Genomic DNA, 14,211 nt, shown 5'->3' on the forward strand with positions numbered 1-14,211 from the left:
AAGAATTATATATTAGGGTCGTTGGGGTAACAACGCAATCAGCCCTTAGTCCTGGATGACTCAAATGGCTACCATTCAGATAAGGAATGATTTTTGTATAGCATTCATGCCTTCTCATGCACCCTGATATTCCTATCAATTCGGACGTGAACATCGAAGGGGTTTTCCGATTACCTCATCGACCCGCGAATATATCCAGGTTGACATAAATAACGCAACGAGTTACAATGTTATCGATGTCACTGCCTACACCGAAATTTCCGACTACTCCCAAAACGGCTGGTTCCTTTCTTGAGGAATGGTCCGAGCACAAAGTCCCCACCTATATCCTAGAGTATGGCGGTGAACGAGCCGGGGTGCCGAAAGGAGAGGATATTCCGTTTCCAATTCACAAGGTAAAAGCCGCAGTGGCGCTTCTGCAGTATGGCGCTCCGAAGCGGGAAACCTTGTCGGCGATTGCTCGAACGGTGGGTGTGACGAGTGCCCTATTGAGGGTGTGGAGAACGGAAGAACGATTTCTGACTCTTTATCGCCGAGCCGTTTGGGAATGCGCGGATGATTTTCTTCGCCTGCTCGCGGCTAATTGGGAAGAGCCGCGGCCGAGTCCTTCCGAGGAGTTTCAGTCGTTTTTTGGCATTGCTCTGCAGGAATCCATTATCCGGCGCCTCTGCGTTGACGTGGTTCGCATGGTCCCCGAATGGAGACCTCTCGGGCGAAAGCCGCGATGGTCGTCCGAGTGTACGCTCGTCGGCGAACCGGTTAAGCCGCCCCCCCACTTTTCGTATGATGAGGTCTCACTCGTGAAATCCAATGCCATTGCTTTACTCGGTAACAGCCCAAGCCGCCTCTATACTCGAGAACCGGGATTAGCACACTGGGCCTCGCTTATGCTCACGCGTCAATGGATTTTTCAAGATACCCTGAAAGAAGCGTGCGCCCTGTTAGAGAAGGGACGCAGCGAACAGGCCGTTGAGCAAATCAAATGGGTGACGAGCCATTCCCCTCTGGATGACCTTGAAACGCTTCATCGACTTGTCGATCAAGGAACTTGAACGCTATTTTTTTGCACACATGACTTGCATTTTATATAGCAATGTTAGCAAGTTCGTCGCAGCGCTGCCACCCTAAATGATTAGCTCTTTCCGTGGACTGAACTCGATCGTGCAGAGAAGAAGACGGATGATGGCATCGGAATAAAAACCTTGGGCTACGTGCCCAATTTTCACCAAGGAGGGGCCATGAAAGAACTGACACCCATAAAAGCTATGAGAGCGAAGTGCCAGGATTGCACCTGCAACCAACCCAAGGAAATTCGAAACTGCCCCGTGACGACGTGCCCGTTATGGCCGTATCGCCTTGGCAAACGACCCAGACGTGCATCAGATGGAGGACTTTGAGAAACTCATTTCGGTAACGAACCTTCGCCAAATACTGCCCAGCTTGTTTAGGAGACGTCATTTCAAAACACGCTGGGCATTGGGAGCAAGTCTAGGGGCGATCAGGCGGTAAATTATGAAGAGCACAAACTCCGACCTGGAATTTGCGAACAATGCAACGATTCCACAGGTTATCCCTCCGGGCGATCATTACGAAGTGGCCTTCACGCGGGCAGAAAGGGAATGGATGTGGGGACAGGAGAAACTGTTTCTTTGGTTCAAGATTATTACCCCTGGACCATGGCTTGGAGCCGAGTTGTACATGGCCTGTAACGCAGCCCCTAAGGGGCGATGGACGCCATCGTACAAATTTTGGTGTGCATACGTTCTTGCCCATGGCGATCGTCCTAACCGTGCCGACCGTATAAGCACGGCAGTGTTCCGCGGCAAGGTGTTCCGAGCTCGCATCCGAACCGTCAAGAAGACGGCAAAACAATCTGACCGCACGCCAGCCCAGCAATACTCAGTGATCGATGAAGTCCTCGAGAGACTGACAGGGTAATGATGAGAGCGAACCAAAAGGATACCCAGACAAAGAACCGTTACCGGAACCTTGACCGATACCTTCCCTCCCTACTACCTGAACCTGTACCTGTACCACCCCAGGCATTAAGAATCGCTGCTGCTGGCGCTCGCAATCGCAATTCGGTTGTCATCAATCCGGGGCGCATGACCACAAGAGGCGCTCGCGGACACTTCGGTCGGGGACTGAAGTGCATCCACCCTGGCTATCTGAAACCCCTCCGGCCAGCTTGCTCTGGTAGGCTGGCCGGGGCCAGGCATCCAGAGATCGGTTCATGCGCTTGATATTGAATCGCCTTTTACCATGACCAAAGCGGTGTGGCTATGTATGGAAATCAAAAAATCGAGGGTTCACAAGCGCATGAAGGCGCGCACGGTCCCGCTTTACCGATAATCCCTGATTCGAGGGCTTTTGCTCGATAGCATGACGGCATGAATTTACAAAGTCTGCTCGATGAATTGCCCAAGGCGATTGCCGAAACCCCGACGGACTCATTAGCGGCGGTCATGGCGTACCTGGCCGCCTGTCAAAGCGCCGTTGCGGCCAGGTTGGTGAACGGGCATCACGTGAACGGACGGGAGGAGCATACGATACCAGAAGAAAAAGAGCGGTATCTGACTGTGCCGGAGGTCTGTGAGCAATTCCATGTCACCGAACAATGGTTGTACAGGCACAAAAAGCATCTACCCCATAGCCAGCCAACGCGTAAAACATTGTTGTTTCCTGAAGCTAGATTGCGCCGCTGGTTCGAACGGCAAAAGAAGGCTTGACGAGGCAGGCCCGTTATGGCACCTGACGCACAGCACCGGATGAGGTACACAAAGGGGAACGACCAGATGGAAACGGGAGAAAAAAAGCGTGAGCGGGGCGAAGGAATGCTCTACCAACGGGGAAACGTCTGGTGGATCAAATACCACTTTAGAGGCAATGCCTATCGTGAGTCCTCTGGATCCACCGTCCGCAAGGATGCCTTAAATTTGCTCAAACGCCGGTGGACTGAAATGAGCGGCCCCCAATTTCACGGGCCGGCGCTTTGCCGGACCACGTTTGAGGATCTCGCCCGCATCATCGAAAACGACTATCGAATCAATAGCCGGCGGTCATTGTCCCGGATGCTGGCGAGCCTCGAAGCGGTCCGTGGCTTTTTCGGCCTATCCCTGGCGATCGATATCACCCTCGATCGTCTCGATGCCTATGTGGCGGCACGGCTTGCAGATAACATTGCCTTGGCGACGATTAAAAACGATTTGAGCATCTTGCGACGGGCCTTTCGTCTGGCGCAGCGAGCTGGCAAGGCAGTCTGTCCCCCGTTTCCCATTCTTTCTGTGCACAATGTCCGCACCGGCTTCTTTGAGCGGCCAGACTTCGAAGCCGTCCGCCGCCATCTCCCTTCCGCCTTGCAGCCAGTGGTGACCTTTGCCTATCTAACCGGCTGGCGCACGCAAAGTGAGATTCTGCCGCTCCAATGGCGTCAGGTGGACTTCTCTGCAGGCACGGTCCGCTTGGATCCTGGCACAACAAAGAATGATGAAGGGCGCGTCTTGCCCTTCGTCGTCTTGCATGAACTCGAGAACCTACTCACGGCTCAACATGATTTGACCGCACAACTCGAACGGGATAAAGACGTGATCATTCCATGGGTGTTCCATCGCGATGGACGTCGGATCCTCGATTTTCGCAAAGCGTGGAGCGATGCGTGTACTAGAGCGGGTGTCCCCGGCCGAATTCCCCACGATTTCCGGCGAACCGCCGTTAGGAACTTGGAACGTGCCGGGGTGCCCCGATCAGTTGCGATGAAGTTGACGGGCCACAAAACCGAGAGCGTCTATCGACGCTACGCGATCGTCAGTGAAGCCGACTTGGCGGACGGGATGAAGAAACTCGCCACCCTCCACGAAGCCGATACCAAGGCAATCCGCTCAGCGCAGGTTAGGCACACTTTGGGCACAATCTCAGAAATCAGAGGAAGGTGAGGCGTGGGAAGACTGCATAACCTATTGAAAGGTGGTGCCGGAGACCGGGATCGAACCGGTACGGGCCTTTCGGCCCATGGGATTTTAAGTCCCAGGCGTCTGCCTATTCCGCCACTCCGGCCGCAAAAGACCGGGGGTGACTGTAACATCCGGTTCCGTGAGGGTCAATATTCCAACCCGAAAGTTGACAGGCCTGCGCCTCGTATCGCGCAGGCCTCAGTCCACATTCAAAACGGCAAGGCCGCTCATGTCTCTAGGCAGCTTCAACCGGTCGGCGTGTCTGATTTTCCTGAGATAGCTTTCCTTGCTCAATGGCGTGTTCGTACCCTGCTTTCACGCTACGGCTCAGGCTAGCCGCTTGCTCCTGCGCGCGCTTGGCGTATTCCCGAACCTGTCGGCGCGTCTCCGCACCGGACTGAGGCGCCAACAGGAGACCGAGCCCGGCACCAATCACGGCGCTACCTGTCGCCAACGCGGTCATCTTGGCTCTATTCGTCATGATCTACTCCTTATTGAAAAAGTGATGTAGAACACTTACCCGATTCTCCTGAGCGCTCATGTGATAGTTTAAGCATTCCATGTGCCAAATCGCTGTACGAAAATATGCGAGCAAAATCGGCCATCCGAATTCAACCGCCTGCCTTGGCGATCAGTCAGCTGTTCATTTTTCACAACACCGAGGACAGAAAGAGCGTCTCAGAAAGAGGACACTGGCGATAGGTGGCTTAGGGGCTAGACTGAAAAAGAGAGAGGGCCTTACCATACAACTCTTGAGCGGACTGACTAAAACCCTGTGAGTCGCTGACAATACCGAGGTTAATGAGACTCCCCGCCTCCCGAGCACGGTCCCTCAGGGCCCGGTAAAGCTCTAGGGCGCCCTGGTAATGCGCCGTCGCCTTTTCAGCCTCGCCTTGATCGAGATCGATTGTTCCCAAGAGGGAGAGTGCTTCGCCCTGCCCCGGCCGATCCCGGATCGATTGATAGAGCACTAGCGCGCGTTGCGCGAGGTCTCCGGCGACACTATACTCGCCGACTGACTGATGTAGGCGAGCCAATCGTATACTAAAAACCGCCTCTTGTTGCATCTCCTGCAGCGACTGCGCGAGTGTAAGTCCCTCCTCAAAAGATCGACGAGCGGTTTCCGGGTCTTCGAAGTGTAGGTGTGCCTCTCCAATACCAAGCAATGCGATCATTTGCTGGCCCGAGAGCGAGTGCTGCACAGCTGCTTGATACGCGTCTTGCAAGAGGGTCAGCCCCTCGCTCACTTCATCGTGTCGAATCTGGAGCAAGCCCTGTTTTACCAGCGCCTCGACTCGCCCTTCAGGGTCATGTGCTCGCTTCAATACATTCCCGGCTTGCTCATACGATGTCACGGCTTCAGTCCATCGCTCCAAGGCCTCGGCGATCTGGCCACGTTGCAGCAGCGTGTGCCCCTGCATCTTCCAATCGCGACTCCGTGAGAGCCCGGAGAGCACGCGGAGACTTTCGTCCACTGACGCAAACGCTTCATCGAGGCGGTTCTGTCGCTCGAGGACCTGCCCGATCTTCAAGAGCGCCCGGGCCTCTCCGCGTCGCGCGCGTTTCTCCCGGAATGCGGCTAAGGCGCGCTGGTAATAGGGCAAAGCCTCCTGCCAATGGTGCTGCACTTCATGAAGATCACCGATCCGCAGCAACTCGTCCCCATCAAGTGCTCTGGAGGAGGCAGCAAGAATATCTGCCGAAGCCGTACCATCCTCCACCCGGCTCATGACCTGCATCACGCCGGCAAGCATCAGCGTAGACAGCACAGCCCTCCACGCTATTCGCTGACATCGCCAAATCCGTACTCTTGGAATCGACATGGTTGCAAAATCGGGTGCCGGTCCTCTACTATCAGCGCCCACGATGATACCTTATCCCAATATCGATCCCGTGTTTCTCCGCATCGGTCCGCTGCAGTTCCGCTGGTACGGGCTAATGTATCTGCTGGGGCTGACTACGGCCTACTTCGTCATTAAGGCACGGGCCGCGGCTCGGGGCGTGGCCATGACGAAGGAGCAACTCTATGACCTCATTGTCTATGCGGCAGTCGGGGTCTTTGCCGGTGGTCGCCTCGGCTACGTCTTATTTTATAATCTGCCGTATTACCTCGAACACCCTCTCAAGATTGCCGCGGTCTGGGAAGGGGGCATGTCCTTCCATGGCGGATTACTTGGTGTGACCATCGCGCTGCTCCTGTATTGCTGGCGGCAAGGATTTCCGGTCTACACGATTGCGGATCTCGTCGCGATTACCGTGCCGATCGGGTTAGGATTCGGCCGACTCGGCAACTTTATTAATGGCGAGCTCTACGGCCGACCCACGGATGTCGAGTGGTGCATGGTATTCCCAGGCGGAGGGCCGGAATGCCGCCATCCATCTCAACTCTATGAAGCGGCGCTGGAAGGTGGACTTCTTTTCATCGTGCTGTGGCTCATCGGGCGTCGACCGACTCCCCCGGGGACGCTCATGTGGACCTTTATTTTTGGGTATGGGGTGTGTCGAATTATCGTGGAATTCTTCCGTGAGCCGGACCTGCACCTTGGATTTATTGCCGGGGCGATCACTATGGGTCAATTTCTCAGCGTGCCAATGGTCTTCCTCGGTGCATTCATGCTGGCTTTTGGATACTGGCAGGCTCGTCAGAAGCGTTAAAGACTGTCGAATCCCCAAGGGCCTTAGGCTGCCGCCCATGGCCGGGCAACGGTCTTGTCCTCCTAATACGGCATCTCGTCATCATCCAACCCGAAGTGATGCCCGATTTCGTGAACGACAGTATCTCGAACTTCATGCACCACTTCCTGAGCGGTGCGGCATAGCCGCAAGATCGGCTTACGGTAGATCGAGATACGGGACGGCAAATCACCACCGGTGTTGAAAAACGATTCATCCTCTAACGAATTACCAGAATAGAGTCCGAGAAGATCGTCTTCGGATGTCAGGCCGAGGTCATCGAGAATGTCTCGTGATGGTGTCTCTTCAACCACAATAGCGACATTCTCCAGCAGGCGGCGATATTCGGATGGTAAGCCATCAATGGCCTCACGGACCAGCGTCTCGAAGGCCTCCGGTTCAATCGCAAGAGACTGAGAACGTCGGCGAGCCATAAGACAAGGTAAAACAGAAAAAGGTGAATGATGGAGGTCCTTAATTTACCTTTAGACTGCCCCGTTACATCAGCGGCCACCCACGGCCGGCAGGAACAACGTCCCGGCAGAGCCCTTCGGATTTGCATCCACATCACCATGCCGGCGAAGCGGCGGCGCGTCCCAAATGACCTTATGTCCGGGTGCCAGATTTGCGGCTTCAATATAGTGATGCCTGGCCGTCGCATCGTCTCGTAAAAAATCATAGACCAGCGCCAAATTGTAATGCGCTTCGGCCAACGTAGGCTGAGCTTTAATAGCTTCCTGATATTTCAGTTTTGCTGCCTCCAATTGGCGACTGCTGAATAGCTGATTGCCCTCTTCTATCGCCGCCGCCGCCGCTGGGACGGTATTGGTCGGTGCCTTCAATGTCCGTTCAGCTGCCATCGGTCGGCTTGCGCAACCGGTCAGGACGATGGCCAATACGACCATCCACATTCCACCTCTCATGGTGCCTCCTCAGGATAGAACGGGAACGACTGTCCCCGTCCGAAGAAAGATGAATTGAAAACCCTTTGGCCGCAGTCCTAAACATTTGAACACAGCCTCTGTATAGATCTGCGCTTGGAGCTCATACTCCGCCGCTCGGCCGTCCATCTCATCAGCCGTAATACGATCGGTCTTATAGTCGGCAATCCAGACGTCGCCGTTGAAACGATACACCAGATCGATGACCCCTTCCATCACTGCGTGCCGGGATTCTGACGTTGACCAAGGAATGACAAACGGAACTTCGCGGCCTACGATGGTCGCCTCTCTCAGAATCTGGAAAATATCCGATCGGATAAATGCTTCAAGCATATCTTTAGTATCAAGCGTTATCTCATTGTATTCATGCGCGTTATTGGTAGCAAGTGATGCGCATGCGATTTCAGCCAGATCAATGAGCTTCGTTGGATCATCAGCAAAGTCCCATTGCTCCAAAACGCGATGCACCAGCGTTCCAATTAGAGACGCTATCTCCGAACGCAGCCCATCGGCCCTCGAACGTCGCGCGGGCGTTATCCCGGATACGGTCGACTTCAAAAGGGTCGGACTTAGGAGAGGCGGACATCCTGAGACCTCCTGTTCACGCTTGAAACGTTCATCCCACCGCGCCCGCACAACGGCCGCATCATCATGCTTGAGGTCCTGCCATTCCGGAAGTTCACGCCTATTGGCACGCAAGGGTACCGTCTTACCCGGAATCACGTTCACGGAGACCGTGGCATTCCCGACCGGATGGCTGGTCGTCAGCGCATCCGAGCCTAAGTTGTCGACATCGATCCCAAATCCTTGAGCAACCATGGCGAGAAAACTGTCCTGAGCGATGTGCTTTGGAATGCCGGCCGATAGAATAAGCCGACGCTTCGCTCGTGTCATGGCGACATACAACACGCGACTCTGTTCAGCCCGTCGACGTTCACCCAATTTGGCGGTGACATAGACTCCGCCCAATGTTTGTAGCTCACCGATCTTGATGCCGACAATGCCCGACGACCAATCATGGTGCACCATGATTCGAGGAGACACGCGATTGGTGCCTCGTTGCAAGCCTGCAAGAATGACAACCGGAAACTCCAATCCCTTCGCTTTATGGATGCTGAGGAGACGCACAAAGCCTTGCCCCTCTACATCGAGGTCTTCGGCCAACGAACTTTCCGCTTCGTCCGGTACATCCATGGCACGCTCTGTTAATTCACGAACCAACCCCCTCAGAGTGAGCGTAGACTGTTGTGCAAGTTGGACCGCCAGATCGCGGAGCTTCAGCACGTTGGCAACCGCCTGCTCGCCGTCGATGGAGGCGGCGGCCAGTTCCAGCAACGGCGCTTTGGAGAGCAGCGTGTCCATGACCTCCGTGAGTGGAAGACGCGGCAATTGGGACGCGAGATCACGCAACAAGGCATAGATCGGTTGCACTGCGTGATACGCAGTTCGCGCCTCGACATCGAGGGAATTGGGTATATCTACGATCCGATAATCCAAGAGCTGGTGTCGGCCCAATGTTTCGATCTGAACATCGGGCATCGCTCCCAACGACGATCTCAGCATGCCGACCAGGGCCAGACGATCGTGCGAATCCACCACGGCCCGCAACAGATTGATGGCATCGATTACCTCCTGCCGCTCGTAGAAATGCTTTTCGCCTTCCGTCAGACACGGAATCTGATATCGCCGAAGCGCTTCGAGATAGTCGCGCATGTCGGTCAGGGTCCTGAAGAGAATCGCCACGTGCGCCGGTTTAATTTTTACGGGAACACCGTGGTCAGATATTTCTTCTCGATCGAAGATCTCCATACTGAGCCACCGGGCTAGTTCCTCGGCCTCGGCCCGACCGGCGGTTTCTGCATCGGCGTCCGTTACGTCAGGACGAATGAGCCGAATTTCCACCTGTTCACCGGGTAATGAGGGATGGTTGTCTCGCGATAGGAGCGGATCATAGCGTGGCTGTAAGCCCTTCACGGCGTGCTCAGGGAAAATCCGCGAGAAGAACGTATTGATGGAGGCCAACAAGCCGGCATGACTTCGGAAGTTCGTCTGCAAGGTATGGCGCTCGCCAGGTGGCGCCTGAGCTAGTACATGGTCTTCGACCACCGTGTCGTAGGCTTCCATGTCGGCGCGGCGAAAGGCATAAATGGACTGCTTCGGGTCCCCGACGATGAACAGTTTGCCGGGTTCGAGTGTGATCTTTCGCCAGTCAGATACTTCAGAGCCCGGCGCTTCGGCGAGATAGAGGATCATCTCGTACTGCACCGGATCCGTATCCTGAAACTCATCGACCAAAATAGATCGGAACTGACGTTTCAGCTCCCGACGGATGAGAGGATGATCTCGTAAGAGGTTGCGAGCGCGAGCGACCAGTCCATCAAAAGAAATATATCCGGTGTGCACGAAGCGGCGACGGCACTCCCGCGCAAAGGGCACGATGAGTTCGACAATGGGTTGAAGCAGATCCAGCTTGACTGTGGCGAGCGCTCGCGCCACACGCACGATGCGTTTTGCCTGCTCGTATTCATCTCGCTGCCACTGTTTGGTAGCCGGCGGCACACTACGGTCTAAGCTTCCCGGAGTGGTGCATGCTTCTTGTCGAGCGACACGTTCTAGATAGCTGGCCGCGTCTTCCAACATACGTTCGAGCGTATTACTTTTTGGATGACTCTTCCGGAGTTCCACGGCGAGGTCGGCTTCACGGAGCAGCCATTCCTGAATCGATGGAGCGTGAGCATCAAGGGCCATATCGAGATTCTCATCCAAAGGGATGAGTTCGCCCACGAACGCACGCGCGAGTTCCTGCAAATCGTCGAGGGTCACTGAGGAAAGCGCGGCCCTCCACGTCTCCTCACGCGTCCCCGCCGATCCCAGTTCCTGATCCAGCCATACCGCCCACTCCTGCTGAAAGAATTCGTCGAACTGTCGGCCTTCATCTTGCTGGAAACCCGGGTCAACGCGGCTCTCGATGGGGTATAAACGAAGCAGATGCGCCGCAAAGCTATGGATGGTTCCGATTTGGCTCTTCTCCAGTTCATGAAGGGCCTTTGCCGCCAAGTCGCTGCCGGGGAGTTCGTTGAGGCGCATGCGCAGCCGGAGCTTCATTTCGTCGGCCGCCTTGTTGGTAAATGTCAACGCAACAATGTCCCCGATGGTCAACGGTTCTGACCGATGCAACAAAAGGTGCAGCAGCCGGTTGACGAGGAGAGTGGTTTTCCCCGTCCCTGCTCCGGCGGTGACCACAATGTTCCGGTCACCCGCCGTGGCTGCCCGCTCTCGCGCCGGGCCGTCAGAAAGGGCCATACTCATTCGCTCAACCCGGTTCCTGAGCTCGTGTCGCCTTTCGGAGAGGGTGCTGATCGGAGTGCCCGATATGGGCCCACCAGCGCATGGTCGAGCCGCGCGCGCCAGACTGTCGGCTGATGCGATTTTCGGCACAGCAGGCGGTAATCACAGCGATCGCACGAACCGCTGGCATAGATAAAGAAGCGTCCCGAACGTATGCCGGACAACACGTGAGTGATCGCCTGAAGAATCGAAGGCGTGATTGAAGAATTCCATGCATCACCCGGAAATGAAGCCTGCCTCAGAGAGGTGTGCCATGCTGGAGCCAGATAATAGAACCACACGCCGCGGCAGGTCGTCTCTGTACTTCCGCCAGGCATTCTCGTTCTGAGAGCGTCCGCCATCGTCAAGTACAGCGGGGGTTGGAGGCGTGTGGCGCGGGTTGCTCCCATGGGAAGATTCTTATCCAGCGTATCCGGGTGACGGCTTGTTTTAAACTTGTAATCGATAATGCGGTAGGCATTCTGCGACGGCGACCAATCCACCCGATCCAATCGCCCTGCGATAAGGATTTCTGTGGGCTCTACCGGCATGCCGGACAATGGTACGTTGAGCTTGCCGACCATCTCTTCTTCAAAGAGCACCGGCTCCCAGCCCTTTCGTGCCATCTCCGCTAAATCCTCACGCAACGCATCTCGTAATAGGGTCAACAAGCGTTCTTGATGCAGGCGCCACACGAGGAGATACCCAACGGGATGGCTGTCGGCAAACCGAGCAAACTCCTCACGGGCGGCCTGCCCTAAGACATCCATGGGATCGATCGAGGTGGTCTCGTGTGAAAAGTATCCTTGCGCAGTGAGTGCTTGCAGGCATCGTCGCAAAATGTTGTGCGCGAGCGCCCCGAGCTCGGCCGGACCAATCTGATCAATCGATTCGGGGACCGTGAGCGGACGAAGCCGCAAGACCTGCTTGGCGAAATACCGGAATGGGCACGTGGCATATTCTTGCAATGCTGTGGGAGACGCGCCGGACAATTGCATCATCTGCCAAGCGCTCTCGAGCGGACCAGTGATTCCGTCATAGGCGCCAAGACGTTGTTCTGCCCCATCAAGCGATGAGAGAGCGGGCAATGCTCGCGCCACGACGTGCCCTGCCTCATAGCCTTCTTTTAAAAGACCGCGAGGCACCCGGCGCATCAACAGAAATTTTGTAGCCAGTTCAGATGGCGTGAGCCGATCGGGATGGTACTGCGGAGTGCTCTCGAACTTCGTCGTCAGCCGTCGAGGGACCACCTGCTCGCCTGTGCCGACGGCACGCTGAACGTCAGCGAGATACGCGGACGGCAGGAGAGACCGGCCCGCTTCATCGGTCCGCTGGTAGAGGAGCGTCAACTGTTCTTTAGCGGAGCGACACAGGAGCGTAAACAGGAGTTTCTCTTCGTCGTACCCGGCCAGTTTCTCCTGAATCTTGAAGCCGAGATCCACCTCTAAGAAACGTCGGGTGCGGTCGCGCAGGAACGCATCTTCACGAATGTGACGGGGAAACACCTTTTCGTTGAGACCCACAATATACAGCGCCCGGAACGACGCACCACGAGCCGCCATCGCATCGAACACCTGGACTCCGCCGGATTGGGAAGAAGCCATAGGCACGAGCGTCTCTTCCATGAGCCGATGGAATGCGGCGGTAAAGTCCACGAGCGTCACCTCTCGCGTGATGGCGCTCAGCCATCGCAGTTCTACAAGGGCTTGGGTCACGCACTCCATGAGTTGATCCGTCACATTCGCCTGGCCGTCTGGACCACCGCCCCTCGCATCCAACCATTCATCACAAAGTTTCTGCACGTGCTCGCTATACTCCTCCCAGGTCCCTGAATCCGGGACAGATTGAAGCGAGGATGCGAGGGCCGAAACGGCAGCCCAAAGGTTCTGAATGTGCCGGCAGGAAATACGTGGTCCAACCAGTTCTCCGTCGCCGTCGTCCCGGAGCGGCAAATCTCTCTCTAGATATTTTGTCAAGCGTGTCCATTCGTCCATCCCTTTGGTAATGCCCAATCGGCGTGTTGCGACATCCCAGACATCATGGCGAGGCGTCACATGAGAGGGACAGACCGACGAGAGACGAAGAAATGGCGAGGACAACAATTCGATGACCCGATCTCGCCGAAACCCGCTGACTCGGAGATCCAACAATTGAAGGCAGGCTTTCGCCAACGGAAATTCACTCACGGGGCGGGCCATTGTAGACTTAAACGGAATGGCATGCTGATCGAAGATTCGAGGCAACAGGGTCTCATAGCCGGTCAGCGTCCGTGCGACGACGCCAATCTCTTCAAACGCATAGCCCCGTTCCTCGACGAGCCCCAGGATATCTTTTGCGACCACCGTCAATTCGTCCAGTGGCCCGGAAACGGATAGAATGCGGCACGGTTGCCCGGATCGCACTAATCCATCATCGTGAGCTTGTCCGGATAAGGTCGTCCTCTGGGGCGACTGAAGCTCCTGCCCCGCAAGTCCGAGGAGATGTCGTTCGAAGAAGCGTTCCGCAAAGCCATAGGCCGGATGGCCTTTGACCATGGGAAAGAACAGCGTGGTGGGATAGTGACGGACAATGGTCTGGAACAGATCAAGCTGAACTTGCGTGACATCGTAAAAGCCGTAGTACAGAATCCGTTTCTGCCGGTGGAGAAAGGCGGATGTGATAGCATAGATTTCAGCCGAGCTTGCCAGATCGTCCCGATCGATCACGCCCATGCCGATTTTTTCATCGAGAAACGCACGATAGAGCCGCATGAGAGGGCCAAGATCCTCACACGAGCTGTTCTCTCCCTGACTTATGGCATCGAGCGCGCACTCAGGGTCGACTTTCGCATTCTTCAGATCATGCAATGTCGCCAGCAGCGCCCCCCATGCCCCTGGCATTTCAGCCAAATCGCTCCATTGCGCAGATCCCTTACCATCGTCGCCATGGCTGGGAGCAGGTTTCAGAAGAAGCTGGTGCACGAGTTCCCGATAAAAGAAGTCAGGGCGGACGCGGGAGAGGTCATCGACGCCGGCTTCCTGCAGCAGACGAATGGCCAACTGATGGAATGTCAGAAAGTGGACATCGAAGAGGGCGAATTGGTGTTCGAGACAGAGCAGCCGCTTCAGACGGCGCCGAAGCGGATCGGACGGTACGACAATCGTGAGGGGGGTCAGCGGATCAGCCGACTTGAACGCCTGGATCTCCGCGACAAGGGCCAGTTCAAGGTCGGGATGGAATGGGCCGGTGATGACTTTGAGCATATGGAGGAAGGTTGAGGCTCAGGTTAAGGAAGAGTAGGAAGAATCTTTAATTCAGTCAAGCTCAACCTAACCCGCAGC

General features: G+C 55.7%; 11 protein-coding genes and 1 tRNA gene. 5 read left to right on the top strand and 7 right to left on the bottom strand.

The features are described 5' to 3' along the window. Window positions 1–236 precede the first annotated feature (236 nt). From ACWHYZ_RS13600 to ACWHYZ_RS13615, 4 genes are all read left to right on the top strand, one after another. Window positions 237–1,052 (top strand): hypothetical protein, encoded by an 816-nt coding sequence (locus tag ACWHYZ_RS13600; RefSeq protein WP_447983228.1) that lies wholly within the window; start codon window positions 237–239, stop codon window positions 1,050–1,052. A 460-nt stretch (window positions 1,053–1,512) separates the two neighbouring features. Beyond that, window positions 1,513–1,938 (top strand): hypothetical protein, encoded by a 426-nt coding sequence (locus ACWHYZ_RS13605; RefSeq protein WP_447983229.1) that lies wholly within the window; start codon window positions 1,513–1,515, stop codon window positions 1,936–1,938. 452 nt (window positions 1,939–2,390) lie between these two features. Further along, window positions 2,391–2,729, top strand: coding sequence for a helix-turn-helix domain-containing protein (locus ACWHYZ_RS13610; protein ID WP_447983230.1), 339 nt, complete (start codon window positions 2,391–2,393; stop codon window positions 2,727–2,729). Window positions 2,730–2,744: 15 nt separating this feature from the next. Further along, entirely contained in the window at window positions 2,745–3,932 is a 1,188-nt protein-coding gene (locus ACWHYZ_RS13615; protein ID WP_447983231.1) for a tyrosine-type recombinase/integrase, read from the top strand. A 32-nt stretch (window positions 3,933–3,964) separates the two neighbouring features. On the opposite strand, the gene ACWHYZ_RS13620 is transcribed toward ACWHYZ_RS13615, so the two are convergent. The 3 genes from ACWHYZ_RS13620 to ACWHYZ_RS13630 all read right to left on the bottom strand — a co-directional run bounded on the left by ACWHYZ_RS13620 (window position 3,965) and on the right by ACWHYZ_RS13630 (window position 5,719). Next, window positions 3,965–4,053 (bottom strand) — tRNA-Leu (locus ACWHYZ_RS13620). A gap of 132 nt (window positions 4,054–4,185) precedes the next feature. Beyond that, window positions 4,186–4,431 (bottom strand): YtxH domain-containing protein, encoded by a 246-nt coding sequence (locus ACWHYZ_RS13625; protein WP_447983232.1) that lies wholly within the window; start codon window positions 4,429–4,431, stop codon window positions 4,186–4,188. 226 nt (window positions 4,432–4,657) lie between these two features. Next, window positions 4,658–5,719, bottom strand: a complete 1,062-nt coding sequence (locus ACWHYZ_RS13630; protein ID WP_447983233.1) for a tetratricopeptide repeat protein — start codon at window positions 5,717–5,719, stop codon at window positions 4,658–4,660. 97 nt (window positions 5,720–5,816) lie between these two features. Between ACWHYZ_RS13630 and lgt the strand changes: the two genes are divergently transcribed. Continuing rightward, window positions 5,817–6,605 carry a prolipoprotein diacylglyceryl transferase gene (gene lgt / locus ACWHYZ_RS13635; protein ID WP_447983234.1) on the top strand — a complete coding sequence of 263 codons (789 nt, stop codon included), beginning with the start codon at window positions 5,817–5,819 and terminating at the stop codon, window positions 6,603–6,605. Window positions 6,606–6,667: 62 nt separating this feature from the next. On the opposite strand, the gene ACWHYZ_RS13640 is transcribed toward lgt, so the two are convergent. The 4 genes from ACWHYZ_RS13640 to ACWHYZ_RS13655 all read right to left on the bottom strand — a co-directional run bounded on the left by ACWHYZ_RS13640 (window position 6,668) and on the right by ACWHYZ_RS13655 (window position 14,133). Further along, window positions 6,668–7,057 carry a metallopeptidase family protein gene (locus ACWHYZ_RS13640; RefSeq protein ID WP_447983235.1) on the bottom strand — a complete coding sequence of 130 codons (390 nt, stop codon included), beginning with the start codon at window positions 7,055–7,057 and terminating at the stop codon, window positions 6,668–6,670. A 69-nt stretch (window positions 7,058–7,126) separates the two neighbouring features. Beyond that, complete coding sequence (locus tag ACWHYZ_RS13645) at window positions 7,127–7,546, bottom strand: tetratricopeptide repeat protein (RefSeq protein ID WP_447983236.1); 420 nt, start codon at window positions 7,544–7,546, stop codon at window positions 7,127–7,129. Window positions 7,547–7,555: 9 nt separating this feature from the next. After that, window positions 7,556–10,867, bottom strand: coding sequence for a UvrD-helicase domain-containing protein (locus tag ACWHYZ_RS13650; RefSeq protein WP_447983237.1), 3,312 nt, complete (start codon window positions 10,865–10,867; stop codon window positions 7,556–7,558). A 2-nt stretch (window positions 10,868–10,869) separates the two neighbouring features. Beyond that, window positions 10,870–14,133, bottom strand: a complete 3,264-nt coding sequence (locus ACWHYZ_RS13655; RefSeq protein ID WP_447983238.1) for a PD-(D/E)XK nuclease family protein — start codon at window positions 14,131–14,133, stop codon at window positions 10,870–10,872. Between the last annotated feature and the right edge of the window lie 78 nt (window positions 14,134–14,211).

The sequence above is a fragment of the Nitrospira sp. Nam74 genome, from assembly GCF_965152615.1.

Coding starts and splice junctions, on each gene's coding strand:
- ACWHYZ_RS13650 (WP_447983237.1), bottom strand. CDS start 10,867: ATGGCCCTTTCTGACGGCCCGGCGCGAGAGCGGGCAGCCACGGCGGGT.
- ACWHYZ_RS13615 (WP_447983231.1), top strand. CDS start 2,745: ATGGCACCTGACGCACAGCACCGGATGAGGTACACAAAGGGGAACGAC.
- lgt (WP_447983234.1), top strand. CDS start 5,817: ATGATACCTTATCCCAATATCGATCCCGTGTTTCTCCGCATCGGTCCG.
- ACWHYZ_RS13640 (WP_447983235.1), bottom strand. CDS start 7,057: ATGGCTCGCCGACGTTCTCAGTCTCTTGCGATTGAACCGGAGGCCTTC.
- ACWHYZ_RS13610 (WP_447983230.1), top strand. CDS start 2,391: ATGAATTTACAAAGTCTGCTCGATGAATTGCCCAAGGCGATTGCCGAA.
- ACWHYZ_RS13655 (WP_447983238.1), bottom strand. CDS start 14,133: ATGCTCAAAGTCATCACCGGCCCATTCCATCCCGACCTTGAACTGGCC.
- ACWHYZ_RS13600 (WP_447983228.1), top strand. CDS start 237: ATGTCACTGCCTACACCGAAATTTCCGACTACTCCCAAAACGGCTGGT.
- ACWHYZ_RS13625 (WP_447983232.1), bottom strand. CDS start 4,431: ATGACGAATAGAGCCAAGATGACCGCGTTGGCGACAGGTAGCGCCGTG.
- ACWHYZ_RS13605 (WP_447983229.1), top strand. CDS start 1,513: ATGAAGAGCACAAACTCCGACCTGGAATTTGCGAACAATGCAACGATT.
- ACWHYZ_RS13645 (WP_447983236.1), bottom strand. CDS start 7,546: ATGAGAGGTGGAATGTGGATGGTCGTATTGGCCATCGTCCTGACCGGT.